At 70.4% G+C, this 24,813-nt stretch carries 23 protein-coding genes; 4 read left to right on the plus strand and 19 right to left on the minus strand.

Annotated features, from left to right (window positions below; genetic code table 11):
* Positions 1-148: 148 nt before the first annotated feature.
* From purH to ACFTQE_RS12065, 14 genes are all read right to left on the minus strand, one after another.
* Entirely contained in the window at positions 149-1,759 is a 1,611-nt protein-coding gene (purH, locus tag ACFTQE_RS12000; RefSeq protein ID WP_376925286.1) for a bifunctional phosphoribosylaminoimidazolecarboxamide formyltransferase/IMP cyclohydrolase, read from the minus strand.
* Entirely contained in the window at positions 1,756-2,349 is a 594-nt protein-coding gene (gene purN, locus ACFTQE_RS12005) for a phosphoribosylglycinamide formyltransferase (protein WP_074260168.1), read from the minus strand. The genes purH and purN overlap by 4 nt, the downstream gene beginning before the upstream one ends.
* Before the next feature lie 68 nt (positions 2,350-2,417).
* The gene (locus ACFTQE_RS12010; RefSeq protein WP_376925287.1) at positions 2,418-3,959 is read right to left on the minus strand and encodes an APC family permease; all 1,542 of its coding nucleotides are present in this window, start codon (positions 3,957-3,959) and stop codon (positions 2,418-2,420) included.
* Between the two features lie 69 nt (positions 3,960-4,028).
* Positions 4,029-5,312, minus strand: coding sequence for a DUF6350 family protein (locus tag ACFTQE_RS12015; protein WP_376925288.1), 1,284 nt, complete (start codon positions 5,310-5,312; stop codon positions 4,029-4,031).
* A gap of 31 nt (positions 5,313-5,343) precedes the next feature.
* Positions 5,344-6,837 (minus strand): hypothetical protein, encoded by a 1,494-nt coding sequence (locus tag ACFTQE_RS12020; RefSeq protein ID WP_376925289.1) that lies wholly within the window; start codon positions 6,835-6,837, stop codon positions 5,344-5,346.
* Positions 6,838-6,918: 81 nt separating this feature from the next.
* Positions 6,919-7,446 (minus strand): hypothetical protein, encoded by a 528-nt coding sequence (locus ACFTQE_RS12025; RefSeq protein ID WP_376925290.1) that lies wholly within the window; start codon positions 7,444-7,446, stop codon positions 6,919-6,921.
* A gap of 81 nt (positions 7,447-7,527) precedes the next feature.
* Positions 7,528-8,430, minus strand: a complete 903-nt coding sequence (sucD, locus tag ACFTQE_RS12030; RefSeq protein ID WP_375835074.1) for a succinate--CoA ligase subunit alpha — start codon at positions 8,428-8,430, stop codon at positions 7,528-7,530.
* Positions 8,431-8,444: 14 nt separating this feature from the next.
* Complete coding sequence (sucC, locus tag ACFTQE_RS12035; protein WP_376925291.1) at positions 8,445-9,608, minus strand: ADP-forming succinate--CoA ligase subunit beta; 1,164 nt, start codon at positions 9,606-9,608, stop codon at positions 8,445-8,447.
* Positions 9,609-9,751: 143 nt separating this feature from the next.
* On the minus strand, positions 9,752-10,015 hold the full coding sequence (locus tag ACFTQE_RS12040) for a helix-turn-helix transcriptional regulator (protein ID WP_376925292.1): 264 nt from the start codon (positions 10,013-10,015) through the stop codon (positions 9,752-9,754).
* Positions 10,012-10,860 (minus strand): ABC transporter permease, encoded by an 849-nt coding sequence (locus ACFTQE_RS12045; RefSeq protein WP_376925293.1) that lies wholly within the window; start codon positions 10,858-10,860, stop codon positions 10,012-10,014. The genes ACFTQE_RS12040 and ACFTQE_RS12045 overlap by 4 nt, the downstream gene beginning before the upstream one ends.
* A complete protein-coding gene (locus ACFTQE_RS12050) occupies positions 10,857-11,783 on the minus strand; it encodes an ABC transporter ATP-binding protein (protein WP_376925294.1) in 927 nt (308 codons plus the stop codon). Before ACFTQE_RS12050 ends, ACFTQE_RS12045 begins: the two co-directional genes overlap by 4 nt.
* A gap of 130 nt (positions 11,784-11,913) precedes the next feature.
* Positions 11,914-12,456, minus strand: coding sequence for an NUDIX domain-containing protein (locus ACFTQE_RS12055; protein ID WP_376925295.1), 543 nt, complete (start codon positions 12,454-12,456; stop codon positions 11,914-11,916).
* Positions 12,453-13,568, minus strand: coding sequence for an FUSC family protein (locus ACFTQE_RS12060; RefSeq protein WP_376925296.1), 1,116 nt, complete (start codon positions 13,566-13,568; stop codon positions 12,453-12,455). The genes ACFTQE_RS12055 and ACFTQE_RS12060 overlap by 4 nt, the downstream gene beginning before the upstream one ends.
* Positions 13,569-13,570: 2 nt before the next feature.
* Positions 13,571-16,054, minus strand: a complete 2,484-nt coding sequence (locus ACFTQE_RS12065; RefSeq protein ID WP_376925297.1) for an ATP-dependent helicase — start codon at positions 16,052-16,054, stop codon at positions 13,571-13,573.
* Between the two features lie 147 nt (positions 16,055-16,201).
* On the opposite strand from ACFTQE_RS12065, the gene ACFTQE_RS12070 reads away from it, so the two are divergent.
* Both ACFTQE_RS12070 and ACFTQE_RS12075 read left to right on the plus strand, forming a co-directional pair.
* Entirely contained in the window at positions 16,202-17,593 is a 1,392-nt protein-coding gene (locus ACFTQE_RS12070) for an MFS transporter (RefSeq protein WP_376925298.1), read from the plus strand.
* Entirely contained in the window at positions 17,590-18,414 is an 825-nt protein-coding gene (locus ACFTQE_RS12075; RefSeq protein WP_376925299.1) for a ChbG/HpnK family deacetylase, read from the plus strand. The genes ACFTQE_RS12070 and ACFTQE_RS12075 overlap by 4 nt, the downstream gene beginning before the upstream one ends.
* A 19-nt stretch (positions 18,415-18,433) precedes the next feature.
* Here the strand turns inward: ACFTQE_RS12075 and ACFTQE_RS12080 are convergent, their stop codons facing one another.
* Entirely contained in the window at positions 18,434-19,483 is a 1,050-nt protein-coding gene (locus tag ACFTQE_RS12080) for a glycerophosphodiester phosphodiesterase family protein (protein ID WP_376925300.1), read from the minus strand.
* 154 nt (positions 19,484-19,637) lie between these two features.
* Here ACFTQE_RS12080 and ACFTQE_RS12085 point away from each other — a divergent pair, with 154 nt between their 5' ends.
* Positions 19,638-20,453 (plus strand): Bax inhibitor-1/YccA family protein, encoded by an 816-nt coding sequence (locus tag ACFTQE_RS12085; RefSeq protein ID WP_376925301.1) that lies wholly within the window; start codon positions 19,638-19,640, stop codon positions 20,451-20,453.
* 74 nt (positions 20,454-20,527) lie between these two features.
* Here the strand turns inward: ACFTQE_RS12085 and ACFTQE_RS12090 are convergent, their stop codons facing one another.
* The 4 genes from ACFTQE_RS12090 to ACFTQE_RS12105 form a co-directional block, all read right to left on the minus strand.
* Positions 20,528-21,472 carry an L-lactate dehydrogenase gene (locus ACFTQE_RS12090; RefSeq protein WP_376925302.1) on the minus strand — a complete coding sequence of 315 codons (945 nt, stop codon included), beginning with the start codon at positions 21,470-21,472 and terminating at the stop codon, positions 20,528-20,530.
* A 108-nt stretch (positions 21,473-21,580) separates the two neighbouring features.
* Entirely contained in the window at positions 21,581-23,164 is a 1,584-nt protein-coding gene (gene guaA, locus ACFTQE_RS12095) for a glutamine-hydrolyzing GMP synthase (protein WP_376925303.1), read from the minus strand.
* Positions 23,161-23,676: a DUF3817 domain-containing protein gene (locus tag ACFTQE_RS12100; RefSeq protein WP_376925304.1), complete on the minus strand. Its 516-nt coding sequence runs from the start codon at positions 23,674-23,676 to the stop codon at positions 23,161-23,163. The genes guaA and ACFTQE_RS12100 overlap by 4 nt, the downstream gene beginning before the upstream one ends.
* A 9-nt stretch (positions 23,677-23,685) precedes the next feature.
* Positions 23,686-24,282 carry a TetR family transcriptional regulator gene (locus ACFTQE_RS12105; RefSeq protein WP_376925305.1) on the minus strand — a complete coding sequence of 199 codons (597 nt, stop codon included), beginning with the start codon at positions 24,280-24,282 and terminating at the stop codon, positions 23,686-23,688.
* Between the two features lie 104 nt (positions 24,283-24,386).
* On the opposite strand from ACFTQE_RS12105, the gene ACFTQE_RS12110 reads away from it, so the two are divergent.
* Positions 24,387-24,803, plus strand: a complete 417-nt coding sequence (locus tag ACFTQE_RS12110) for a VOC family protein (protein WP_376925306.1) — start codon at positions 24,387-24,389, stop codon at positions 24,801-24,803.
* The last annotated feature ends 10 nt before the right edge of the window (positions 24,804-24,813 follow it).

Consider the following 24,813-nt stretch of genomic DNA (forward strand, 5'->3'; position numbering starts at 1 on the left):
TTTTTGTTCCCCTTTTTACCCTCGGTTGCGGGGGGTCACCGTCCCCGGCCCCTCACTCCCGTGGGTTCGTATCACGGGCTCCCGCGGGGGGGGTCCTGGGGATGCCGCAGCATCCGTTCGACCGCGCGGCGGATCGAAGCGGGCCGACTCAGTGGAAGAAGTGGCGCTCGCCCGTGAAGTACATCGTGACGCCGGCCTTGCGGGCCGCCGCGATCACCTCGTCGTCGCGCACGGAGCCGCCCGGCTGCACGACGGCGCGCACGCCGCCGTCGAGGAGGATCTGCAGGCCGTCGGCGAAGGGGAAGAACGCGTCGGATGCCGCGACGGAGCCCGCAGCCCGCTCCCCCGCCCGCTCGACCGCGAGCTTGCACGAGTCGACGCGGTTGACCTGGCCCATGCCGACGCCGACCGAGGCGCCGCCCGAGGCGAGAAGGATCGCGTTGGACTTCACCGCACGGCACGCGGTCCAGGCGAACTCGAGGTCGGCGAGGGTCGCCTCGTCGGCGGGCTCGCCCGCGGCGAGGGTCCACTCCGATGCGGGAGCGAAGTGACGGTCGGCTTGCTGCAGCAGCATGCCGCCCGAGACCTGACGCAGTTCGACCGCCGTCGGCGTGAAGCCCTCGGGGAGCGTCAGCAGGCGGATGTTCTTCTTCTGGGAGAGCAGTTCGAGCGCCTCGCCCTCGAAGGCCGGCGCGATGAGCACCTCGGTGAATATGCCGGAGACCGTCCGGGCCATCTCGAGCGTCACGGTGCGGTTCGCGGCGATGACGCCGCCGTACGCCGACACGGGGTCGCACTCGTGCGCCCGGCGGTGGGCGTCGGCGATGGGGTCGGACGCCCCGGCCGATGCCACGGCGATGCCGCACGGGTTCGCGTGCTTGATGATCGCCACGGCCGGCTCGTCGAAGTCGAAGGCCGCGCGCACCGCCGAGTCGGCGTCGACGTAGTTGTTGTACGACATCTCCTTGCCGTGCAGCTGCACGGCCTGCGCGATGCCGGGCCGCCCGCCGTTCGAGGCGTACAGCGCACCCTTCTGGTGCGAGTTCTCGCCGTAGCGGAGGTCGGCGTCCTTCGTCCAGGTGCCGCCGACCCATGCCGGGAACGGCGACTCCTCGGCGGGCTGGTCGGGGGCGACGACGCTGCCGAGCCAGGAGGCGACGGCGACGTCGTACGACGCCGTGTGGCGGAACGCCTCGCGAGCGAGCTCGGTGCGCTGGGCGAGGGTCGTGCCGCCCGCGGCGACCGCGGCGGCGATCTCCTCGTAGCGGTCGGGCGAGACGACCACGGCGACGTTCGCGTGGTTCTTGGCGGAGGCGCGCACCATGGCGGGCCCGCCGATGTCGATCTGCTCGATGACGGCGTCGGGCGCGGCACCCGCTGCGACGGTCTCGGCGAACGGGTAGAGGTTCACGACGACGAGCTCGTAGGGCTCGATGCCGAGGCCCGCGAGCTCGGCCTCGTGGTGCTCGAGACGGAGGTCGGCCAGCAGGCCCGAGTGCACCGCGGGGTGCAGGGTGCGCACGCGGCCGTCGAGGTGCTCGGGGTAGCCGGTGACCTCGGCGACCTGCGTGACGGGCAGGCCCGCTTCGGCGATGGCCTTGCCCGTGCCGCCCGTCGAGACGATCTCGACGCCGGCGCCGACGAGCGCCGTGGCGAGCTCGACCAGGCCGCGCTTGTCGCTCACGGCGATGAGCGCTCGGCGAACCGGCACGAGGTCGCGTTCGCGGTACAGGCTGGGGTCGATGGCGTGGCCGCTCATGATCGTGCGAGTTCCTTCAGGTCGAGGTGCTGGTTGGCGATGTCGAGCACGGCCTGGATGAGCAGGCGTCGTTCGACGGGCTTGATGCGGTCGTGGAGGCTCGACTCGGTGTCGCCCGGCAGCACCGGGATGCGCTCCTGCGCGATGATGGGGCCGCCGTCGACCGAGTTGTCGACGACGATGAGGCTCGCGCCGGTCTGCGTGACGCCTGCGGCGAGCGCGTCGCGCACCCCGTGCGCGCCGGGGAACTCGGGCAGGTAGGCCGGGTGGGTGTTGATGAGGTGCGGCGAGAACGCGTCGACGACGGCGGGCGGCACGAGCCGCATGAGGCCCGAGAGCACGACCACGTCGGGCTCCCATCGCGCCACCTCGGCGATGAGCGCGTCGCCCCAGGCGTCGCGGTCGGGATACGCCGTGAAGGGTACGGAGAAGGTCGGCACGCCGTACTCCTCGCCGAGCGCGAGCCCCTCGGCGTCGCGGTCGGCGCCGATCGCCACGACGCGGGCCGGGAACTCCGCGTCGGCGGAGGCGTCGAGCAGGGCACGAAGGTTCGATCCGGTGCCCGAGATGAGGACGACGAGCTTCAGCACCCCTCGAGCCTACCGGCTGCGCAGATGCGCACAGCGCGGGCCGCCGGCTGCTCAGACGCCCTCGACGCTCAGATCCCGCCGTCGATCGAGCGGAGGATCGGCAGCTCGTCGTCGGGCACCAGCACCTCGGTCTCTCGGTTGAGCGACTCGCCTCGGAAGAACGGCTTCGAATCGGCGAAGAACGACCACACGACCATCAGCACCGCACCGAGCGCGAGCGAGCCCACGCCCACGACGAAGACGCCGCCGACGCCCAGCAGGACCGTGTAACCGTAGTCGGGATCGAGCATGTCGATCGCCGAGTAGACGAAGGCACCGGTGAGCAGCACCGCGCCGACGAGCGGGAACACCAGCCGGTTCCAGAAGTTGCGCCACGACGTGAACAGGGTGGAGCGGAAGTACCAGACGCACGCGAACCCGGTGATCGCGTAGTAGAACGCGATCGCGAGGCCGAGCGAGAGCACCGTGTCCTGCAGGATGTTGTCGCTGATGAGCGTCATGCCGACGTAGAACACGATGGCCACGAACCCCATGAGCAGCGTCGAGAACGACGGCGTCTTGTATCGCGGATGCACCGTGGCGAACCGCCTCGGCAGCGCCTTGTAGACCGCCATCGCAAGGGTCCCGCGAGCGGTCGGGAGGATCGTCGTCTGCGTCGACGAGATCGCGGAGATCATCACGGCGACGACGAGCAGCCACGCCCATGGGCCGAACAGCGCATCCTTCAGCGCGAAGAAGACGTCGTCGGCGTTGCCCTCGTTGCCGAGCCCCGTTCCGGCATCGCCGAGGCCGGCGTACGACATCGCCGCGACGGTGACGCCGACGTACGTGACGAGCAGGATGAGCGTCGTGAGCACCGCTGCGCGGCCGGGGATGCGCTTCGGGTCGCGTGTCTCCTCGTTCAAGGCGAGGCAGGTGTCCCAGCCCCAGTAGATGAACAGCGCGAGCAGCACCGACTCGACGAAGGCGTCGAACGAGCCGAACGCGAACGGGTCGAACCAGCTGAGCTCGGGGGTCGTCGAGCCGGGGGCGGTGCCGTCGATGACGTGCCAGACGGCGAAGACCACGAAGAGCGCGAGCGCGAGGTACTGCACTCCGAGCAGCACGTTCTGCATGCGCTCGCCGATCTCGAGCCCGCGCCAACTGATCCAGCTCATCAGGGCGATGAAGACCACACCAGTGAGGGTCACGACGAACACGTTCTCGGCGAGGTCGGGCGCCACGAGCAGCCAGAAGTAGATGCCGCCGATCTGGGCGAGGTTCGCGAGCACGACGGTGCCCGCGACCGCCACGCCCCAGCCGCCCATCCACCCCACCCATGGGCCGAACGCCTTGGTGGCCCATGTGAACGTCGTGCCGCAGTCGGGCACCTCGTTGTTCAGTTCGCGATAGGCGAAGGCGATGAGCAGCATCGGGATGAAGGCGATGATGAATGCGATGGGCGCCTGTTCGCCGACGGTGAGCACGACGAAGCCGAGCGTCGCTGCGAGCGAGTAGACCGGCGCCGTGGAGGCGAGCCCGATGACGGTCGAGCCCCACAGGCCCAGCGTGCCCGTTGCGAGCCCCTTGCCTTCGCTTCGAGGGCGGACGAGATCGTTGGATGCCGACACTGATCCTCCTCGATCATGCGGACACGCGAAGAATAGCACCGGCGTGCGGAAGCCGGCATCCCTCGTGCGTCAGGGCGCCTGGGTCTCGAACGCCGTGCGCTCGAGGAGTTCGCCGCCCGCGTCGACGCCGCGCTCGCGCGTCCGCACCGAATAGGCGCCGACGACCGCGCCGATCCCGACCGTGAGCGCGGCCACTCCCGCCACTGCCCAGGGGTCGGGCCCGACCTCGGCGAGCCTGCCCGGCCCGACGGCGCCGCCCGACCACCACGCGAGCAGTCCGAGCACGAGTCCGGCCACCGCGCCGGACCCGACGCCGATCAGGGCGGGGAACCACCAAGCGGTGCGCACGTCGTGACGACCGCCTCCCGTGTTCCACGCCGTGCCGACGAGCCAGGCGCCGAGGAAGCCGAGCAGCACCGGTACCACGAGCCAGATCGCGCCGAACGGCTGCGACTCGTTCGGCAGCGCTCCGAGCAGCGGGATGCCGGGCACCGGTCCGAGCAGTGTGCCCGTCGGAGCGACGGAGGATCCGGCGCCGATCGCGAATCCGGGGCCGAGGAGCCACGCCGCGCCCCAGATGACGAGGTTCGGGATGAGCGAGAGCTCGGCGACGGTCAGGGCGATGCCCCCGTCGATTCCGCTCCCGAGCGACTGGTAGAGCCCCGCGATCGTCGCGTAGTCGACCGCGATGAGCGCCGCGACGAGCACGCCGGCGACGGCGAGGAGCCCGAACGCCGCACCGGCGCCGATGCGCACCACGATGCGCGCGGTGTCGACCAGCACCGGGGGCAGCTCGGCCACCCGGCGGCGCACGAAGCCGCCCGCGGCATCCGTCATCGGATCGTCGCGAAGGGACTCGACGACCGCCCCGATCACGACGCCGACGGCCATCACGAACGCCGGGAGCAGCGCCGCCTGCCAGAGCGAGGACCGCGCACCGTCGATGCCGGCCAGGGATGCCAGCGCGAATCCGACGACCGCGTAGACCGAGACGGCGGCGATGCCGCCCGTGAACGAATGCCCCTCTGCGGCCGACCGCCGCCCGATGCGACGGGCGAAGGCCACCGAGATGAGGGCGAAGCCGAGCAGCGCGATCGTGATCGGGAACGGGTCGCCTGCTCCCGGCAGGCCCGTCTGCTCCGCGGTCACGGGGGCGAGTTGCAGCACCAGGTCGACGCCGTGGCCGAGCAGCCACACGTCGGCGGCGGCGCGGAGGAACAGGGTCGCGTCGACCGCGAGGCCGAAGTGCACGGCCCACAGCAGCATGAGCGGCACGAGCGCGATGCCGAGGCCGATGAGGGCGGCGACGGATGCCTCGAGGCCGGCGAGCAGGGCGATCGTCGTGCGTCTCATTCCACCGGGAGCTTATCCCGCCGCGCGCCGCTCAGTCGGCAGGACGTGCGGAGTCGGGCCGACTCGGCGACTCGATGTCGACCTCGTCGACCACCGTCTCGACGGCCTCGCCGTCGGCACCGACCGTGACGAGCACCGCCTCGTCGACCTCGACGACCTCGCCGGCCTCGGCCGCCGATTCGTCACTCGCGCCCTCCACCTCGGATTCCGGTCGCCGGAGGAGCTCGACGATGAGCAGTGCCAGGAGCGCGAGCAGCACGGTCCCGATGACGAAGCCCGTCGAGACGGGGCGCGAGAACAGCACGACGAGCGAGGCGACGACGGCGATCGCGATGTAGGCGATGACGCGCCAGCGATCGAGCCAGATGCCGAATCGGCCCGTCGTGACGCCGTGCGACGCCGCTGCCCTGCGCACTGCCGAGAACCCCGACTCGGCGAATCCGCGGAGTGCCCGTGCCGGGCGCCACGGGCCCGAGAACCAGGCCACGACGGCCACGAGGATGCCGAGCACGAGGAGGGCGACGACGGTCGACATCATGATCTCGATGAGCCCCGAGTAGATCGCCTCAGCCGCGTTCGCCGGCATGACCTCGGGGCTCACCGCTCCGACGAAGTACCAGCGCCCGATGCCGACACCGCTCGCGAGGAGCGCCATCGAGAGGGCGAAGCCGCCCGCCGTCCAGACGAGCGCCCTGATGCGGTTCCGGGCGATGACGACGCCGATGACGAGGAACGCGAGCATGATCCACGGCAGCCAGGTGCCGACGCCGACGGCGAGCGCGTAGACGGTCTGGATGAGCGCGAAGGCGTCGTCCTGCGCGATGACCACGCTCCGGTCCACCGCGGGGATCGCCTGCGCGAATCCGACCCCCTGGTCGATGAGGCGCTGCTTCACCGATTCGACGATGGGTCCGAGCTGCACCGAGATCGTGCCGTCGCTGCCGACCGCGAGCGCGGCGTCGGGGTCGCCCTCCATCGCGGCGACGAACTGCGTGTGCGTGATGCGCAAGGTGTTCGCCCAGATGTCGGCGAATGCGGGAGAGGTGATCAACCGGTCGACGACGTCGGAGACGAGCGATTGGATCCCCTGCGTCGCCGGACCCTCGAGCAGTCCGAGCGCCGCATCGGCCTTCGGCGGCAGTCCGAGCGAGCGGACGCCGTCGAACACGTCGGAGGTCAGCGCGGGGATGTCGACCTGCTCCTCGATCGCGGCCGTCACCTCGTCACCGAGGTAGGCCTGGACGGCCGGCTGCTCGATGATGGGCGCGAAGGTCGCCACGAAGCGATTGGTGTCGGCGAGCTCGAGGCGGGCCCACGCGGTGATCACGGCGACCGGTGCGAGCAGGAGGCCGACGACGATGAGCACGACGGCCGTGAGGCTCCGCCCCCAGCGGCGCCTGGTCTTCGGTGCAGCGGATGCCGCGGCATCCGCCACGCCCTGCTCGAGGCCCGCGCGAAGCGCTGCGTTCTCGGACTCGAGCGCGGCGATCCGCGCCTCGAGCTGGTCGTCATCGATCTTGGCCATGAGGCACCCCTGCCACGACCCTAGCGCGCGTCGCGCCCGCGCACACCGGTCTCGGGCCGATGGATGCCCGTGTCGTGCGGCTCAGTGGATGAGGGCCTTCGCCACGATCAGGGCGATGCCGAAGCCGGCGGTGGTGATCGACCCGAGCACCTGGATCGGCCACGGCGCACCACGTCGATGGAACGCGATGAACCCCAGCACCGCGAGCACCACGACGCCCGCCCAGAGCGCCGTCCAGATGGCGACGTCGTCGGGGATCGCCCGGGTCGCGCCGAGCAGCAGGATGACGAGCGGGATCGTCGCCGAGAGCAGGAGCCCGCGAGAGCGCAGCAACGCGATCCCGAACGACTCCTTCAGCCCGACGACCCGGTCGTGGTCGAGTCCGTGGTGGGCGACGGTGCCCGCGTACACGTGCGCCGCCCAGAAGACCACGACGGTCACCGCGACGCTCCAGAACACGCGCCACGAGCTCTCGCCGTGTCCGCCGGAGGCGACGATCATGCCCGACACGAGCAGCACGCCGTAGACCGACTCCTCGGTCACGAAGGTGGCCCGCACGATCCGGTGAGCCTGGCTCAGGCCCTTCGCCGACGACTGCTGCTCGCTCATCCCTCCACTCTGGCACGAGTCCCGCAGACGCGGAACGGCCCCGCAGGCGATGCCTGCGGGGCCGTTCGACGAGATTCGCGCCTACAGCGCGGCGTAGACCTCGCGCAGCAGCTGCGCGGTCTCGGACGGCGTCTTGCCGACCTTGACGCCGGCGGCCTCGAGGGCCTCCTTCTTCGCCTGCGCGGTGCCCGCCGAACCCGAGACGATGGCGCCGGCGTGGCCCATGGTCTTGCCCTCGGGGGCGGTGAAGCCCGCGACGTAGCCGACGACCGGCTTCGTGACGTTCGCCTTGATGAAGTCGGCCGCGCGCTCCTCCGCGTCGCCGCCGATCTCGCCGATCATCACGATCGCCTTGGTCTCGGGGTCGGCCTCGAACGCTGCGAGGGCGTCGATGTGCGTCGTGCCGATGATCGGGTCGCCGCCGATGCCGATGGCGGTCGAGAAGCCCAGGTCGCGCAGCTCGTACATCATCTGGTACGTGAGCGTGCCCGACTTCGAGACGAGGCCGATCGGGCCCTTGCCCGTGATGTTCGCCGGGGTGATGCCGACGAGCGCCTCGCCGGGGCTGATGATGCCGGGGCAGTTCGGGCCGATGATGCGCGTCGCGTCGCCCTTCTCCTTCGCGTACGCCCAGAACTCCGCGGAGTCCTGCACGGGCACGCCCTCGGTGATGATCACGAGGAGCGGGATCGACGCGTCGATGGCCTCGACCACGGCGTCCTTCGTGAAGGCCGGCGGGACGAAGGCGATGGAGACATCCGCCCCCGTCTCGGCCATCGCCTCGGCGACCGACGCGAACACCGGCAGCTCGACCGGGTTGCCTGCTGCGTCGTTGTGCAGCACCGTGGTGCCGGCCTTGCGCGCGTTGACGCCGCCGACCACCTGGGTGCCCGCCGCGAGCATGCGCGCAGTGTGCTTCGAGCCCTCGCCACCGGTGATGCCCTGGACGATGACCTTGGAGTCCTTGTTGAGGAAGATCGTCATTTCTTGTGCGCCCCTTACGCGTTCGCCAGCTCGGCGGCCTTGTCGGCGCCCTGGTCCATGTTCTCGGCGAGGGTGACGAGCGGGTGCGCGGCCTCCTCGAGGATGCGACGGCCCTCGACGACGTTGTTGCCGTCGAGGCGCACGACGAGGGGCTTGTTCGCGGCCGAGCCGAGCTCGGCGAGCGCGCCCACGATGCCCTTGGCGACCTGGTCGCACGCCGTGATGCCGCCGAAGACGTTCACGAACACGCTCTTGACCTGCGGGTCGCCGAGGATGATGCCGAGGCCGTTGGCCATGACCTCGGCGGAGGCTCCGCCGCCGATGTCGAGGAAGTTGGCGGGCTTGACGCCGCCGTGGTTCTCGCCCGCGTACGCGACGACGTCGAGCGTCGACATGACGAGGCCCGCGCCGTTGCCGATGATGCCGACCTCGCCGTCGAGCTTGACGTAGTTGAGGTCGAGCTCCTTGGCTGCGGCCTCGAGCGGGTCGGCGGCGTCCTTGTCTTCGAGGAGCGCGTGGTTCGCGTGACGGAACTCGGCGTTCTCGTCGAGCGTGACCTTGCCGTCGAGGGCGATGACGTTGCCGTCTTCGTCGAGGATCAGCGGGTTGACCTCGACGAGCGTCGCGTCTTCGCCCTTGTAGACCTCGTAGAGCTTCACGAACACGTCGGCGACCTTGTCGACGAGCTCGGCCGGGAAGTTCGCGGCGACCGCGATCTCGCGGGCCTTCGCGGCGTCGATGCCGGCGATCGGGTCGACCTCGATGCGCGCGAGCGCCTCGGGCTTCTCGACGGCGAGCTGCTCGATCTCCATGCCGCCCTCGACGCTCGTGAGCGAGAGGTAGGAGCGGTTGGCCCGGTCGAGCAGCACCGAGAAGTAGAACTCCTGCGCGATGCGTGCGCCGCCGGCGACCATGACGCGCTTGACGACGTGGCCCTTGATGTCGAGGCCGAGGATCGCCTGCGCGGCCGCGTACGCCTCGTCGGGGTTCTTCGCGACCTTGACGCCGCCGGCCTTGCCGCGGCCGCCCGTCTTCACCTGGGCCTTGACGACCACGACGCCGCCGAGCTTCTCGGCGGCCGCGCGCACCTCATCGGCGGTGTCGGCGACGATGCCCGGGAGCACGGGGACCCCGTACTGCTCGAACAGGTCTCTGGCCTGGTACTCGTAAAGATCCACGCTCTACTTCCAATCGATCCGCACGCGCGAGAGCGCACAGGGGCTGGTGGGTGTCGGCCCGACCCGCCGAAGAATCTCGACGTCAAGATAAGTTGGGCCAAGTTCCATGCTACTCCTCCCGTTCCGCGCGACCGAACCGGCGCCTACGTGGGAGGCGGGCCGAGGTGCGGGAACTCCTCGAGGGAGAACACGAAGTCGACCGGCACCTCGAAGTACCGGGCGATGCGAAGGGCGAGGTGCAGGCTCGGGTTGAACTCTCCCCGCTCGAGGTATCCGATCGTCTGGTAGTGCACGCCGAGCGCCTCGGCGAGTTCGCGACGTGAGACGCGCCGATCGGCCCTGAGCATCGCGACCCGGTTGTGCACCTGCTCCGAGCGGCCCTGGTCGCGACCGGCAGCCGCGCTCATGCGCGCTGCAGGGCGGCCTGGCGCCGGGCCTCGATGCCCGCGACGGTCTCGCGCCTCGCCACGCGCCTGATGAGCACGGGGGAGATCAGCAGACCCGCGATCGCCCAGGCCGTGACGACCGCGAAGGCGAGCGGAAGACGCCACGAGCCGCCGATCTCGAGGCTCGCGAAGTCGTCGGGAAGGACCGCGCTGCGGAGGCCGAGGCCGACCCAGTAGAGCGGTGTGGCCTGGCCGACGACCTGTGCCCACTGCGGCATCGTGGCGAGCGGCTGGATGAGTCCGGAGAACCAGGCGAGCGCGCCCACGACGACGAACCCCCATCCGCCGACCATGCGGGGATTGCGGAACACCGCCCCCAGCGCGAAGCCGAGCGTCGTCATCGCGACGAACCCGACGACGAGCATTCCGGCGATGACGGCGACGTCGGCCCAGTCGAGCCCCAGGCTCGCACCGAGCAGGATCGCGGCGGCGACGAGCGTGATGACGACGTTCGTCAGGAACTCGGCCAGCGTCTTCGCGGTGATCCCGGTCACGTACGCCAGCACGCCCGTGGGCAGCGACCGCGCTCGGAGGAGGGTGCCGTCCTCGCGCTCGGTCGAGACCACCGCCGCCACGCCGTAGCACGCGACGAAGACGAGCTGGATGGTCAGGATGCTCGCGACGATGAACGAGGCGGCCGGGAGGCCCGGCACGATCTCGGCGTCGCGGTTCAACCACAGCACGACGACCACGATGACGACGCCGACCGCGATGTACGACGCCTCGCTGGGCGTGCGGAGCGAGATGCCGAACTCGGTGAGCCCCCTGCGGATGCCGGCGCGGACCGCCGTCGCGGTCGTGCTCACGATTCCGTTCCCCGCTCGCCGACCGCCACTCCGACCGGATCGGCGGCCTCCCGTCTCGCGACCATGGCGAGGTACGTCTCTTCGAGCGTCTGCGACCTGACCTGCAGTTCGGTGATCTCGATGCCCGGCCGCGCGAGCAGCTCTCGGACGAAGGGCACGGGGTCGGCCGCGCTGTGCACCTGGAACACGCCGTCCTCGCGCCAGGTGACCTCGCTCGCCCCGGCGACGGCGGAGGCCAGCTCGACGGCACTCCCGTTCGCGACGATGCGACCGCCGTCGAGGATGAGGATGCGGTCGGCGACCTTCTCGGCTTCGGCGAGGTCGTGGGTCGTGAGCAGCACCGTCGTGCGATCGAAGTCGCTCAGGCGATGGATGAGCTCGTGGAACTCGTGCCGGGCGATCGGATCGAAGCCGGTCGTGGGCTCGTCGAGGACGAGCAGTTCCGGGCGTCCGGCCAGGCCGATGGCGACGTCGAGACGCCGTCGCTGGCCGCCCGAGAGCGAGCGGACACGGGCGTTGCGGTGGTCGGCGAGCCCGACCATCTCGAGCAGTTCCTCGACCTCGTACGGGGCTGGACGGCCATCGCGGACGAAGGGCAGGTACAGCGAGCGGAACTGGCGCAGGAGTTCGCCGACCGGCCACCGGCCGTGGTCGCGCCAGGACTGGAGCACCACGCCGACGCGTGCCCGCCATGCCTCGCCGGCATGCATGGGATCTTCACCGAAGACGAGGACCGTGCCGTCGTCTCGCGCACGGAATCCCTCGAGCACCTCGATGGTCGTCGTCTTGCCGGCGCCGTTCGGGCCGAGCAGCGCGACGACCTCGCCGCGGCGCACCTCGAGATCGACGCCGTCGAGCACGGCGTTCGATCCGTACTGCATTCGCAGGTCGCGCACTTCGACGACCAGATCGACGGATGCCACGTGATCACCTCTTCCCACCGCGGAAGGCGTATGAAATGTAGTAGAGATACTACATTCGGGCAAATGAGTGCGTCAAGGAGTTCGTGCCTCGCCGTGCGGTCGTTCGCATGTCCGGCGGTGCGCGCAGCGGTCAGCCGATGCGGCCGAGCGCGGCGGCGGCGTAGAAGACCGCAGCGATCGTCTCGCCGTCGGTGATCTCCCCTGCGGCCACCATGCCGACGACCTCGGCGAAGGGCACCGCCCGCACCGAGCTGATGCCCTCTTCCGCCTGCGAACCGGCGACGGATGCCACGTGGCGCAGGCCCGTCGCGAGGTACACCGTCTCGGCAGCGCGGCAGATGCCGTTGAGGGCGTTCATGCGGCCGATCGCGCGCCACTCGGCCGCCTCGTGCCCCGTCTCCTCGAGCAGCTCCCGCTGTGCGGCGACGAGCGGGTCCTCGCCGTCGGTGCCGCCGGCGGGCACCTCGATCGAGGTGCCGACGGTGTGCCGATCGATCGTGACGAGCAGCACCTCGTCGTCGTCGGTCATCGCGACGACGAAGACGGCGTCGTTGCGGAGCTCGACGACGCCGTAGATGCCATCGGTGCCATCGGGGCGCACGACATCGTCTTCGGTCACGGTGATCCACCGGTTCTCGTACACGGTGCGGCGTTCGCGCGTGGGCCAGGTCATGATCGCTCCTCGGGTGGGATGGACGGGGTGGCCATCGTCGGCGGCGGCATCGGCACGTACTCGACGAACCGACGGGCGAGCAGCACCGCGCCGACAGCGAACGCCGCGCCGACGACGGTCTCGATGAGCCGATCGCCGAGCAGCACCGGAATCGGCGTCGGCGCAGCGAGGTGCGCGACCGTCAGGGCGAGCGGCGTGACGAAGACGAGCGCGGCGCCGTAGTGGCGGCCGACGAGGATCTCGGCGGCGAACTGGCAGACCGCGATCACCGCGACGAGCGCCCAGATCGGCGGCTCGGGCCACAGCACGAGTGCGGTGACGCCGACGCCCGCGGCCGTGCCGACGACGCGGTGCCAGGCGCGTTGCACGGTGTGAGCGGCTCGTGCCGGCGGAATCACGGCGACCGCACTGACCACCGCCCAGTACGGGTGGCCGATGCCGAACGCGATGGCGACTCCCCCGGCCGCGAGCGCCGCGAGCACGTTCTGCGCGATGTTCAGCCAGACCCGTGCGTCGGCGTACGCTCGCGCTCGCACGGGCGCCTGCCGCGGCAGTGCCTTGAAGATCGCCTGCTCGCGCGTGCGCACCGCACGGCGGAGCAACCACCCCGACATCGCGAGCAGCCACGCGAACGCGACCGCGGCCGCCGCGACGCCCCACCGGAGCCACCCGCTGCCGTCGTCGACGGGTTGGGCAGCGCAGACGAGCACCGCGAAGACCGCGAACAGCGGGCCCGACGGCGTGACGCCGAGCGTGTTGTAGACGAGGATCACGACCGCGACCACGAGCGCCAGCACCCCGGCCTCGACGATCAGCGGGGCATGCACGACGGAGAGCAGGATGCCGACGCCGATCGCGCCGAACTGCACCGCACCGGCGGCCGTGACCGTGCGCAGTCTCGTGCGATACGGCTCGCTCCGGCCGAAGATCGCCGTCATGCCGCCGAACGCCGCGTAGGCCGCGAGGTCGACTCGGCCCAGCACGACGAGCACCGTGAGCGGCACGACTGCGGCGAGTGCGGCCCGCAGCGCCACTTCGAGGTCGAGCGCTCGCAAGGATCGGAGGCGCGCGACGAGGCCCTCCGGTCGCGGTGCGCCCTGCGGTCGGGCCATCGCTAGAGCTTCTCGATGGGCGCGATCTTGATGAGGAGCTTCTTCTGGCCTGCGGTGTCGAAGCTGACGTGCGCGATGCGTTTCGTGCCCTCGCCCGTGACCTGGGTGACCTTGCCCTCGCCGAAGTCGGTGTGACGGATTCGGTCGCCGGCCGCGAGCGTGAGGTCGCCGTTGTCGCGCACCGTGCCGGTGACGCGATTTGCCCACTCGGTCTTGGGCTTGTCGGAGCGGGTGACGCTGAACCGCTCGAGGTCGCGATCGCGCGTGCCCCATGCGCCACCGGGCGCACCGCGACGGGCGTTCAACGCGCGGGGCTGCGTGCCGCCGCGAGAGGTCGCCATGCCCGGCGACTGGCGCCAGTCGATGAGGCCCTCGGGGATCTCCTGCAAGTAGCGCGACGGCATCGCCACGGCCACCTCGCCGAACTGCGCGCGGCTCATCGCGAGCGAGAGGTAGAGACGCTTGCGGGCGCGGGTGATGCCGACGTAGAAGAGCCGGCGCTCCTCGGCCGGGCCGCCGGGCTCGGAGGCCGACATCTGGTGCGGCAGCAGCCCCTCCTCGATGCCGGTGAGGAAGACGGCGTGGTACTCGAGGCCCTTGGCCGTGTGCAGCGTCATGAGCGAGACGGTGCCGGATGCATCGTCGAGCTCGTCGGCCGCCGCCACGAGCGAGACCTGCGTGAGGAAGTCGACGAGCGTCGCGCCGGGGTTCTCGCGATCGAAGTCGCGGGTCTGAGCGACGAGCTCCTCGACGTTCTCTGCGCGGGTCTCGTCTTGCGGGTCGCGGCTGTTGCGGAGCGCGTCGAGCAGGCCCGAGCGCTCGACGAGGAACACCAGCACGTCGGAGACCTTCGCGGCCCCCACGTTGGTGCCGGCCGCGAGGCCCTCGGCCGAGGGCACGAGCATCGCCGCCGCCTCGTCGAGCACGTTCGCGAGCGCCGAGATCGCGCCCGTCACCTTGGGGCCGAGACCGAGCCCGTCGGCGGCGCGCATCGCCTGCCGGAAGGTGAGTTCGTTCTGCTCGGCGAACGAGGCGAGCGCCGTCTCGGTGGCCGGGCCGATGCCGCGTTTGGGCGTGTTCAGGATGCGTCGGAGCGCGAGCTCGTCGACGGGGTTCGCGACCGCGATGAGGTAGGCCATCGCGTCCTTGATCTCGGCGCGCTCGTAGAACTTCGTGCCGCCGACGACGCGGTACGGCAATGCCGAGCGCACGAAGATCTCCTCCAGTGCGCGGGTCTGCGCGTTGGTGCGGTAGAAGACGGCGATGTCGCGATACGCGACGCCCGCGCGGTGCAGCGATTCGATCTCGTCGGCGATGAACTGCGCCTCGTCGTGGGCGGTGTAGCCCGTGTAGCCGATGATCTTGTCGCCATCGCCGTCGGCCGTCCAGAGTTTCTTCTCTTTGCGGTCGAAGTTGTTCGAGATGACCGCGTTCGCAGCGGAGAGGATGTTCTGGGTCGAGCGGTAGTTCTGCTCGAGGAGCACGACCTTCGCGCCCGGGAAGTCGCGCTCGAACTCGGAGATGTTGCGGATGTCGGCGCCGCGGAACGCGTAGATCGACTGGTCGGAGTCGCCGACGACCGTGAGGCTCGCGCCGGGGATCGCCCCGGAGGCATCCGTCAGCCCCCGCACGAGGATGCCGTGCTCGTCGAGCTCCTCGACGACCTCGCGCGGCACCGCCCGCGTCAACTCGTGGATGAGCGAGTACTGGGCGTGGTTCGTGTCTTGGTACTCGTCGACGAGGATGTGCCGGAAGCGGCGCTGGTAGAGCGCCGCGACCTTCGGGAAGGCGCGGAAGAGGTAGACCGTCTCGGCGATGAGGTCGTCGAAGTCGAGCGCGCTCGCCGCTCGGAGCCGCCGCGTGTACTGGCGGAAGATCTCGAGGAACATGACCTCTTGCGGGTCGTTCATGTTCGCGTTGCGCGCGTGCGTCTCGACGTCGGCGAGCTCGTTCTTCAGCTTCGAGATCTTCGCCTGCGCGCTCGCGGGCGTGAAGCCCATGGTGTCGGCGTCGAGCTCCTTGATGATGCGCTTGAGGATCGTGCGCTGGTCGGCGGAGTCGTAGATCGTGAAGGTCGACGAGAGCCCGATCGACTCGGCCTCGCGGCGGAGGATGCGCACGCACGCGGAGTGGAACGTCGAGATCCACATGCCGGAGGCGCTCTCGCCGAGCAGCGCCTGGACGCGCTCGCGCATCTCGGCGGCGGCCTTGTTGGTGAAGGTGATCGCGAGGATCTGGCTCGGCCACGCCTCACGGCTCTCGATGAGGCTCGCGATGCGATGCGTGAGCACGCGCGTCTTGCCCGAGCCCGCACCCGCGACGATGAGGAGCGCGGGGCCGCGGTACTCGACCGCCTCGCGCTGCTCGGGGTTCAGCCCATCGGTCAGTCGGGAGCCGCCGGTGCCGGCAGGGTCGGTGCCCGCATCGACGGCGAGGGGCGCCTCGCGCCAGCCGGCCGGGTCGTCGGGGTCGAGGATCAGCGTCATATCCCTTCAAGTCTAGGCGCGACATCCGACACTCGTCTCGAGGCCGCGAACGGGCGAAGCGCCCGCTTCCGATCATCGATCTCGACGGAAACGCGACGGCGAACGCAGAATGTCGTAACATTTGCGCACCCCCAGCGAAGGACGACGATGACCGAGCGCTCCGAGACGACCCCTGCCCGCACCACCGCCCCCTGGCGATACGCCATCGGCATGTTCGGCACCTCGATCCCGATCAACATGATCAAGGGCTCGATGATCCTGTACTACGTCGACATCCTCGGGCTCGACGTGCGCGTGTACGCGGGAGTCATGATCGTGTACGCCGTCATCGACGCCGTCGACAATCCGGTGCTCGGCTTCCTCTCCGATCGCACCCGGACCCGCTGGGGACGACGCCGGCCGTGGCTCGTCGTCGGCGCCCCGCTCCTCGCCGCGAGCATGATCGCCTTCTTCTCCGCTCCCGATTCGCTCGAGGGCCTCGGACTCGTGCTCTGGTTCGCGATCTTCGCGATCCTCTGCGAGGCGTTCGACTCGATGCTCAACGCCAACTACGGCGCACTGCTGCCCGAGCTCTTCCCGCGGGAGCGGAAGCGGGCGGTCGCGAACTCGCTGCGTCAGGGATTCCAGCTCGTGGCCCTCGTCATCTCGCTCGCGGTGACGCCGCTGCTCACCACCTCGGCGTTCGGCACCGAGGACACCACGGTCGGCTTCACGACGACGGCGATCATCTACGGCGCGATCGCCACGGCGGTCATCCTGTTCATGGCGTTCAGCGCGAAGGAGAACCCCCGCTACGCGGAGGGTGCACGGCCGCGCTTCCTCCCGACGCTCCTCACCATCATCCGCAACCCGAAGTTCTGGTCGATCGGCGTCGCGGGCGCCTGCTACGCGAGCGCCATGGCCCTCGTGCTCGCGGGGCTCCAGCTCTACGTGCGCTACTCCCTCGGCCTCCCCGTCGCGAACGCGCTCTACCTGCAGGCCACCGTCATCCTCTGCTCGGCTGCCGGACTCGTCGTCTGGACCCGCGTGATCCGGAGCAGGGGCGCGGCGTTCACCTGGCGACTCGCCTTCGTGATCCTCGCGCTCAGCTTCGTCCCGCTCTTCTTCGCGAACGACCTCGTCACCGCCCTGCTCGCCGGGCTCCTCGTCGGCATCGGCTACTCGGGCATGCTCGCCACGAACGACCTGATCGTGGCGCGCGTGCTCGACGACGACGCCCGACGGCACGGCCAGCACCGCGAGGGCCTCTTCCTCTCGGCGTTCGGCTTCTTCGGCCGCCTGAACGGCATCATCACCGGCCTCGCGCTCGCCTCGCTCGGCATCTTCTTCGGCTACAACTCCGGCGACGACCCCGGCGGGCAACCGGATGTCGCGTTCCGCATCTACCTCTGCGTGTACCCGTTCATCCTGTGCACGATCGGGGCCGTGCTCGCCCGATTCATCCGCGTTCCCGATGGCCTCTCCGAGGCGGAGGCCGACGGCGGCATGACGCTCGCCGCCGTGCGCAGCACCGCGGCCGACGACGAGACCACGCAATGAGTCGTCGGCTGGTGCTCACGGCCGACGACCTCGGCCGCGAGGCGGGCACCTCGCTCGAGATCGCACGCCTCGCCGCCGACGGCGCGATCACGGCGTCCACGGTCATCGTCGTCGCGCCCGGCGCCGAGGCCGCGGCGACCGCCGTCGCCCGTGCCGGCATCGTGCCGCGCCTGCACGCGACCCTCTCGAGCGAGGGCGGACTCCCGGCCTGGCGGCCGGTGCGAGCCGCGGCCTCGCTCGTCTCCGCCGACGGCATGCTCCCGTTCGATCCCGCCGAGGTGAAGGCGCGGGCGGATGCCGCCGACGTCGCCGCCGAACTCGACGCGCAATTGCAGCGCCTCACGAGTTGGGGCATCCGCCCCCTCGCCCTCGACTCGCACGCCGGCACCCTCTACGGCCTCAGTGGGCGCCCGTTCATCGCCGAGGCGCTCGAGCTCGCGGCACGCCACGGCCTGGGGTTCCGGCTCCCCCGGGATCCGGCGCTCTACCTCGGCGGCGCCCTCCCCGTCGAGGTCGCGTCGATCCACGCGACGGGCGTCGCCGCCGCGGACGCGGCCGGCGTGCCGATTCCCGCCGCGATCGCCACGAACCGGACACCGGCCGCACAGCTCGGGAGCTACGCGTCGCTCCGCGACGGGTACCTCCGCCTCCTCGGAGCGCTCCCCGAGGGCACGAGCGAGATCTTCATGCACCCGGCGCCCGAGCACGCGGTCTCCGGCCCCGACGGGATCCTCCGCGCCTGGGAGCTCGAACTGCTCCGAGACGAGCGGTTCCGGGCGGCGATCGAGACGGAGGGCATCGAACTCGTCGACGTGTGGTGAGGCGACCGGGCGGGCTCCCTCAGGAGACCGGGGTCGCCCGACGCACCTCGACCCCGAGGTCGGGATGGTCGAGGAAGACGCCGTCGACGCCCATGGCGATGATCTCCGCGAACTCCCCGGCCCAGTCGCCGAACGCGGCCCGCACGGTGCCGCGCCGGAACCGGCCGGCGAGGAAGCTGTTCTCGGGGCGGAGGGTCCAGGTGTAGATCTCGAGGTCGGCCGCGTGCGCCGCGTCGACGAGCTCGGCGCCCGAGAGCGGGGCGCCGGCGGCATCCGCCCGTTTCGTCTTCGCGCCGCCGACGAGGCGCGCCTTGCCGACGCTCACGCCGTCGAAGCGGCCGGCGAGCCGGAGCAGCCCCGCCTCGGTCACGAAGGAGTCGTACGCGGGCGCGCTCCGGCCCTGCTCGAGCACGAGATCCCATGGGGCGCCGGAGCCCTCGATGAGGAAGACGCGCTTGCCCCGGATGCCGCGAGCCGCGAGCCGATCGAGCAGCGTCGGCTCGAACGCCTCCATGATGAGCCGTTCATCGCCGCGCCCCCACCCGGCCGCGTCGAGCTCTGCCTGGAACAGCTCGTCGAGCGGCAGCCCGAGCGCGTCGAAGTGCGCGGCGTGCTTGAACTCGGCCACCATGCGCAGCATCCGCCGCTGCTCGTCGGACGCGACGTCGATGATCTCGAAGAGCTCCCGCAGCCTGATGATCGGGAACCGGTCGTCGAAGCTCGCGCTCGACTGACGCAGGGCGCCGAGGCGTTCGCGCGCCCGCAGCGTCGCGAGCTCCGCCCACGTGAAGTCCTCGGTGAACCAGCCGGTGAGGGCGGTGCCGTCGATCTCGCGCGTCGTGCGGCGGCCCGCGAACTCGGGTCGGTCCGCGACATCCGTCGTTCCCGAGATCTCGTTCTCGTGGCGGAGCACCAGCACGCCGTCGCGCGTCGCGACGATGTCGGGTTCGACGGCGTCGGCGCCGAGTGCGAACGCGAGTTCGTAGGCCGAGCGGGTGTGCTCGGGCCGGTACCCGGGTGCACCGCGGTGCCCGATCACGAGCGGGCGCGGAGCGTCGTGGTGCTGCATGCGCCCAGCGTAGCCAGCGCCGGGCATGCCGAGCGGGGAATGTCGCGGAAACTCAAGGCGTTGTCACGGACAACTCGGGTAGGTTGGTAGTCAAGCGGATGCCGTGCATGGCCGCCGCCCGTCCCCCGAACACAGCCGAAAGCAGAGGAAACCCATGGCTCTCGACAACCCCGCATTCTCGCGGAACTCCGCGTTCTCCGCGCAGGGGGGCGTGGCCGCAGCGCAAGACATCTCGGCCCAGCAGCTGCAGGACATGTACAACCAGCCTGCGACGCCGCCCGCCGGTGAGACGATGGCGGTCGAGACGACCATCCAGAAGTCGGCCCTCGCGTTCGGCCTGCTCGTCGTCGGTGCAGCCCTCGGCTGGGTCACGACCGAGTCGATGCCCTTCCTCTGGATCGGCGCCGGCATCGTGGGCTTCGTGCTGGCACTCGTCAACATCTTCAAGAAGGAGCCGTCGCCGGCCCTCGTGCTCGCCTATTCGGCCGCACAGGGCGTCTTCGTCGGCGGCATCTCCGCCTGGTACGAGGCGATGAACCCCGGCATCGTGGCGCAGGCCGTCATCGCGACGCTCGTCGTCGTGGGCGTGACGCTCGCGCTCTTCGCCTCGGGCAAGATCCGCGCTTCGAAGAAGGCGACGAAGGTCTTCCTCATCGCGATGATCGGCTATGCCGTCTTCTCGCTTGTGAACCTCGGCATCATGATCTTCGGCGGCGCCGACGGAAACCCGTGGGGCCTGCGCGGCAGCTTCGAGATCATGGGCATCCCCCTCGGCGTGATCCTCGGCGTCTTCGTCGTCATCATGGCGGCGTACTCGCTGGTGCTCGACTTCGACTTCATCCAGCAGGGCGTGCGTAACCGCGCCCCGAAGAAGTACGAGTGGTCGGGCGTGTTCGGCATCATGGTCACGGTCATCTGGCTGTACCTCGAGATCCTGCGCATGCTCGCGATTGCGCAGTCGAGCGACTGACCTTCGTCGACACTCGAACATCGAACGGCCGCCCCCGGGCGGCCGTTCGTGGTTTCGGGAGGCGGCGGCCGGCCTCAGATTCCGAGCGTCGCGACCGACGCCGTGATCGCATCGGCCGAGGCTCGGAGCAGCAGCTCCTCCTCGGTCGAGAACGGCGTCTCGGCGACCGGCACCGCGCCGTCTCCGCCGACGACGCTCGGCAGCGAGAGCGCGACGCCGTCGAGGCCCCGGATGCCGCGGAGCACCGTCGAGACCGGCAGCACCGCCCGCTCGTCGCGGAGCACGGCTTCGACGATGCGCGCACCGGCGAGGCCGATGGCGTAGTTCGTGGCGCCCTTGCCTCGGATGACCGTGTACGCCGAGTCGCGCACCTCGTGCGCGATGTCGTCGAGCTCGCCCGCCGAGAACGGCTCGGCGCCGCGCCACTCGAGGATCGGCACCGGCCCGATGCGGGCGTTCGACCACAGCGGGAACTCGGTGTCGCCGTGCTCACCCACGATGTCGGCGTGCACGCTCGAGGTGGTGACCCCGGCTCGCCTGGCCAGCAGCCAGCGCAGGCGAGAGGTGTCGAGCACGGTGCCCGAGCCGAAGATGCGGTGCGGCGGCAGGCCGGTGATGCGCTGCGCGGCGACCGTGAGCACGTCGACGGGATTCGTGACGAGCACGATGGCCGCGTCGGGGGCCCGTTCGAGGAGCGCCGGCAGCAGGTTCTCGAGGATGCGGACGTTGGTGCCCGCGAGGTCGAGTCGCGATTGCCCCGGCTGCTGCTTCGCCCCCGCGGTCACGACGATGACGTGCGAGCCCTCGACCACGCCGAGGTCGGCTCCGCCGCTCACCGAGGAGCCCGTGAACTGCGTGCCGTGCGCGAGGTCGAGCACCTCGGCCTCGACCTTCTCGCGGGCGATGTCGTACAACGCGACCTCGCTCGCACTCCCGCGGATCAGCGCCGAGTACGCGAGGCTCGTGCCCACGCTCCCCGCACCGACGACGGTCAACTTCGAGTTCTCGACGACGCCCATATGCCCAGTCTGGCAGGGTGCACGCGGATGCGAGAAGGCCGGCACCCCCCAATGGGTGCCGGCCTCCTCAGCGGTCGAGCGGGAGCCGCACGGGCTCCCGACCCGGCCTCACTCCCACTCGATGGTGCCCGGCGGCTTCGACGTGACGTCGAGCACGACCCGGTTCACCTCGGGAACCTCGTTCGTGATGCGGTTGGAGATCTTCGCCAGCACGTCGTACGGCAGGCGCGTCCAATCGGCGGTCATCGCGTCCTCCGACGAGACGGGGCGCAGCACGATGGGGTGGCCGTAGGTGCGGCCGTCGCCCTGCACGCCCACCGAGCGCACGTCGGCGAGCAGCACGACGGGGCACTGCCAGATCTCCTGGTCGAGGCCGGCCGCGCTCAGCTCCTCGCGGGCGATCGCGTCGGCCTCGCGCAGCAGGTCGAGCCGCTCGCGGGTGACCTCTCCGACGATGCGGATTCCGAGCCCGGGGCCGGGGAACGGCTGGCGGCCGACGATCGCCTCGGGCAGTCCGAGCTCGCGGCCGATCGCACGCACCTCGTCCTTGAAGAGGGTGCGCAGCGGCTCGACGAGTTCGAACTGCAGGTCTTCGGGGAGGCCGCCGACGTTGTGGTGGCTCTTGATGTTCGCCGTGCCCGTGCCTCCGCCCGACTCGACGACGTCGGGGTAGAGCGTGCCCTGCACGAGGAACTTGATCGGCTCGCCGGCTGCGGCGGCCTCGGCGATGAGGTCGCGCTCGGCCTGCTCGAACGCGCGGATGAACTCGCGCCCGATGATCTTGCGCTTCTGCTCGGGGTCGCTGACGCCCGCCAGCGCGTCGAGGAAGGTGTCTTCGGCGTCGATCGTGATGAGCCGCACGCCCGTCGCTGCGACGTAGTCCTGCTGCACCTGCTCGCGCTCGCCCTTGCGGAGCAGCCCGTGGTCGACGAACACGGCCGTGAGCTGGTCGCCGACGGCCTCCTGCACGAGCGCGGTGGAGACGGCGGAGTCGACGCCGCCCGACAGCGCGGAGATCACGCGCGCGGTGCCGACCTGCTCGCGGATGCGGGCGACCTGCTCGGCGATGACGTTGCCCGAGTTCCAGTCGGCCGGGATCCCGGCGGCGCGGTGCAGGAAGTTCTCGATGATGCGCTGGCCGAACTCCGAGTGCTTGACCTCGGGGTGCCACTGCACGCCGTAGAACTTCTTCTCGTCGTTGGCGAACGCGGCGACGGGCGTCGACGCGGTCGAGGCGAGCACCTCGAAGCCCTCGGGTGCGCGCGACACCGAGTCGCCGTGGCTCATCCACACGGTCTGGTCGGCGGGCTGCCCCTCGAGCAGTGCGTTGCCAGAGGCATCCGTCACCGTCGCGGCCGTCGCGCCGTACTCGCGCAGGCCGGTCTGCGCGACCTCGCCGCCGAGCTGCGTCGCCATCACCTGGAAGCCGTAGCAGATGCCGAGCGTCGGCACGCCGAGCTTCAGGATGCCCTCGTCGAGCGACGGGGCGCCCTCCTCGTAGACCGACGAGGGTCCGCCGGAGAGCACGATGCCGATCGGGTTCTTGGCGGCCACCTCGGCCGCGGTGATCGTGTGCGGCACGATCTCCGAGTAGACGGATGCCTCGCGCACGCGCCGGGCGATGAGCTGGGCGTACTGGGCGCCGAAATCGACGACGAGAACCGGACGCTGCTCGGTGGGCTGATCGGTCACTGCTGGGCCTCCAGGGTGTCGGACGTGTCAGGGGCGCCTGAGTCGGCGGCGCCCGAAGTCGTGGCGGCTGCGGCCTCCGCAGCCTCGCGGCGGTCGAGGTACTCGCGCACCTCGCGGCCGATGCGCGCCTCGAGGAAGAACGAGAGGAACGGCACGATGCCGCCGAGCGCGATGATGATGAAGCGGCTGAACGGCCAGCGCATGAGGCTCCAGAGCCGGAAGTCGCTGAAGAGGTAGACGACGTAGAACCAGCCGTGGGCGATGAGGATGCCGGTCGAGAGGTTCACGCCGGTGCCGGTCGACTCGAGGCCGGCGGCCGTCTCGATCACCGGGGTGAACGCGAGCACGCCCTGGTCGCCGAAGGCGTAGAGCTCCAGGTGGAAGACGTACTTCATGATCATCTCGGCGCACAGCAGCAGGAGCATGACACCGGTGATCACCGAAGCGACCTGGTAGAACTTCAGGGCCCCGCGAATGCGCGGCAGATCGGCGGATTTCGGCTCGAGGGGCATGAGACCAGTCTACGCGGCGTCGAGCGGGGAGAGTCCCGTGAGCATGCGGGCCAGCGTTTCCACGGCTGCGTCGATCTCACCCGGCGCGTCCGCGGCCGCCGCGTTGGCCACGGCGACCTCGTTGAGGGCGCCCGAGATCATCGTCGCGACGGTGCGCAGCCGGTGCGACGAGATGACTCCGGCCGCGGCCAGTTCCGCGACGCCCTCGTCGAGGAGGCCGGCACTCGTGTCGAGATCGCCGCTGCGCCAGTCGTCCCACCCGAGCACTGCAGGGCCGTCGACGAGGAGGATCCTGCGCACGCCGGGCGAGAGGCTCGCCTCGAGGAACGCGCGACAGCCGTCGAGGAACCCGGCGAGCGGATCGCCGGCGGCGGCTGCGGCGACCTCCACGGCGCGCGCCACCCGGGCCTGCGCCGCTTCGAGCACGGCGCGGAAGAGCGCCTGCTTGCTGCCGAAGTGGTGGTAGAGCGCGCCGCGGGTGAGCCCTGCCTCGGCGACGAGGTCTTCGAGCGCCACGCCGGCGTAGCCGCGCTCGGCGAACGCCTGCGTGGCGAGCTCGAGGATGACCGCGCGCGTCCGCTCCCGCTGCTCCGCCTTCGTGGCCATGAGTCCTCCAACCCCGACGATGCCGGCTCGACCATTGACATACACACTGTACGTGTTTCACAATACATACACACTGTATGTATCTTTGCCCGAGGAGGGTCACCATGAATCTCTATCCCGTGCTCGGCACCACCGACGTCGAGGCGAGTGCCGGCTTCTACCGCGAGCACTTCGGCTTCGACCCGACGTTCGACACCGACTGGTACGTCAGCCTGCGGCATCCGCTGCCCCCGCACGCCGAGATCGCGCTGCTCGATGCCGCCCACCAGAGCATTCCCGCCGACTTCCGCGTGCCGGCGGCCGGCGTGATCGTGAACATCGAGGTCGACGACGTCGACGAGCTCGCCTCGGCGTTGGAGGCCGCCGGTGTGCCGATCGTGCAGGAGCTGCGCAGCGAGGGCTTCGGGCAACGTCACGTGATCGTGCGCGACCCCGGCGGCGTGCTCGTCGATGTGATCACGCCGATTCCGCCGTCGGCCGAGTACGCGGCGTCATTCGCCGCCGACGGCGCGGCAGGCTGAACGAGGGCGA

The sequence above is a fragment of the Agromyces sp. NPDC056965 genome, from assembly GCF_042673425.1.
Lineage (GTDB): Bacteria > Actinomycetota > Actinomycetes > Actinomycetales > Microbacteriaceae > Agromyces.

Excerpts from the sequence above, each read along its gene's own strand:
- ACFTQE_RS12105 (WP_376925305.1), bottom strand. The coding sequence starts at position 24,282 with ATGGCCACGAAGGCGGAGCAGCGGGAGCGGACGCGCGCGGTCATCCTC.
- ACFTQE_RS12065 (WP_376925297.1), bottom strand. The coding sequence starts at position 16,054 with ATGACGCTGATCCTCGACCCCGACGACCCGGCCGGCTGGCGCGAGGCG.
- purH (WP_376925286.1), bottom strand. The coding sequence starts at position 1,759 with ATGAGCGGCCACGCCATCGACCCCAGCCTGTACCGCGAACGCGACCTC.
- ACFTQE_RS12015 (WP_376925288.1), bottom strand. The coding sequence starts at position 5,312 with ATGAGACGCACGACGATCGCCCTGCTCGCCGGCCTCGAGGCATCCGTC.
- ACFTQE_RS12080 (WP_376925300.1), bottom strand. The coding sequence starts at position 19,483 with ATGCAGCACCACGACGCTCCGCGCCCGCTCGTGATCGGGCACCGCGGT.
- ACFTQE_RS12025 (WP_376925290.1), bottom strand. The coding sequence starts at position 7,446 with ATGAGCGAGCAGCAGTCGTCGGCGAAGGGCCTGAGCCAGGCTCACCGG.
- ACFTQE_RS12040 (WP_376925292.1), bottom strand. The coding sequence starts at position 10,015 with ATGAGCGCGGCTGCCGGTCGCGACCAGGGCCGCTCGGAGCAGGTGCAC.
- ACFTQE_RS12020 (WP_376925289.1), bottom strand. The coding sequence starts at position 6,837 with ATGGCCAAGATCGATGACGACCAGCTCGAGGCGCGGATCGCCGCGCTC.
- ACFTQE_RS12075 (WP_376925299.1), top strand. The coding sequence starts at position 17,590 with ATGAGTCGTCGGCTGGTGCTCACGGCCGACGACCTCGGCCGCGAGGCG.
- ACFTQE_RS12060 (WP_376925296.1), bottom strand. The coding sequence starts at position 13,568 with ATGGCCCGACCGCAGGGCGCACCGCGACCGGAGGGCCTCGTCGCGCGC.
- sucD (WP_375835074.1), bottom strand. The coding sequence starts at position 8,430 with ATGACGATCTTCCTCAACAAGGACTCCAAGGTCATCGTCCAGGGCATC.
- ACFTQE_RS12110 (WP_376925306.1), top strand. The coding sequence starts at position 24,387 with ATGAATCTCTATCCCGTGCTCGGCACCACCGACGTCGAGGCGAGTGCC.
- ACFTQE_RS12070 (WP_376925298.1), top strand. The coding sequence starts at position 16,202 with ATGACCGAGCGCTCCGAGACGACCCCTGCCCGCACCACCGCCCCCTGG.
- ACFTQE_RS12090 (WP_376925302.1), bottom strand. The coding sequence starts at position 21,472 with ATGGGCGTCGTCGAGAACTCGAAGTTGACCGTCGTCGGTGCGGGGAGC.
- ACFTQE_RS12100 (WP_376925304.1), bottom strand. The coding sequence starts at position 23,676 with ATGCCCCTCGAGCCGAAATCCGCCGATCTGCCGCGCATTCGCGGGGCC.
- ACFTQE_RS12055 (WP_376925295.1), bottom strand. The coding sequence starts at position 12,456 with ATGACCTGGCCCACGCGCGAACGCCGCACCGTGTACGAGAACCGGTGG.
- ACFTQE_RS12085 (WP_376925301.1), top strand. The coding sequence starts at position 19,638 with ATGGCTCTCGACAACCCCGCATTCTCGCGGAACTCCGCGTTCTCCGCG.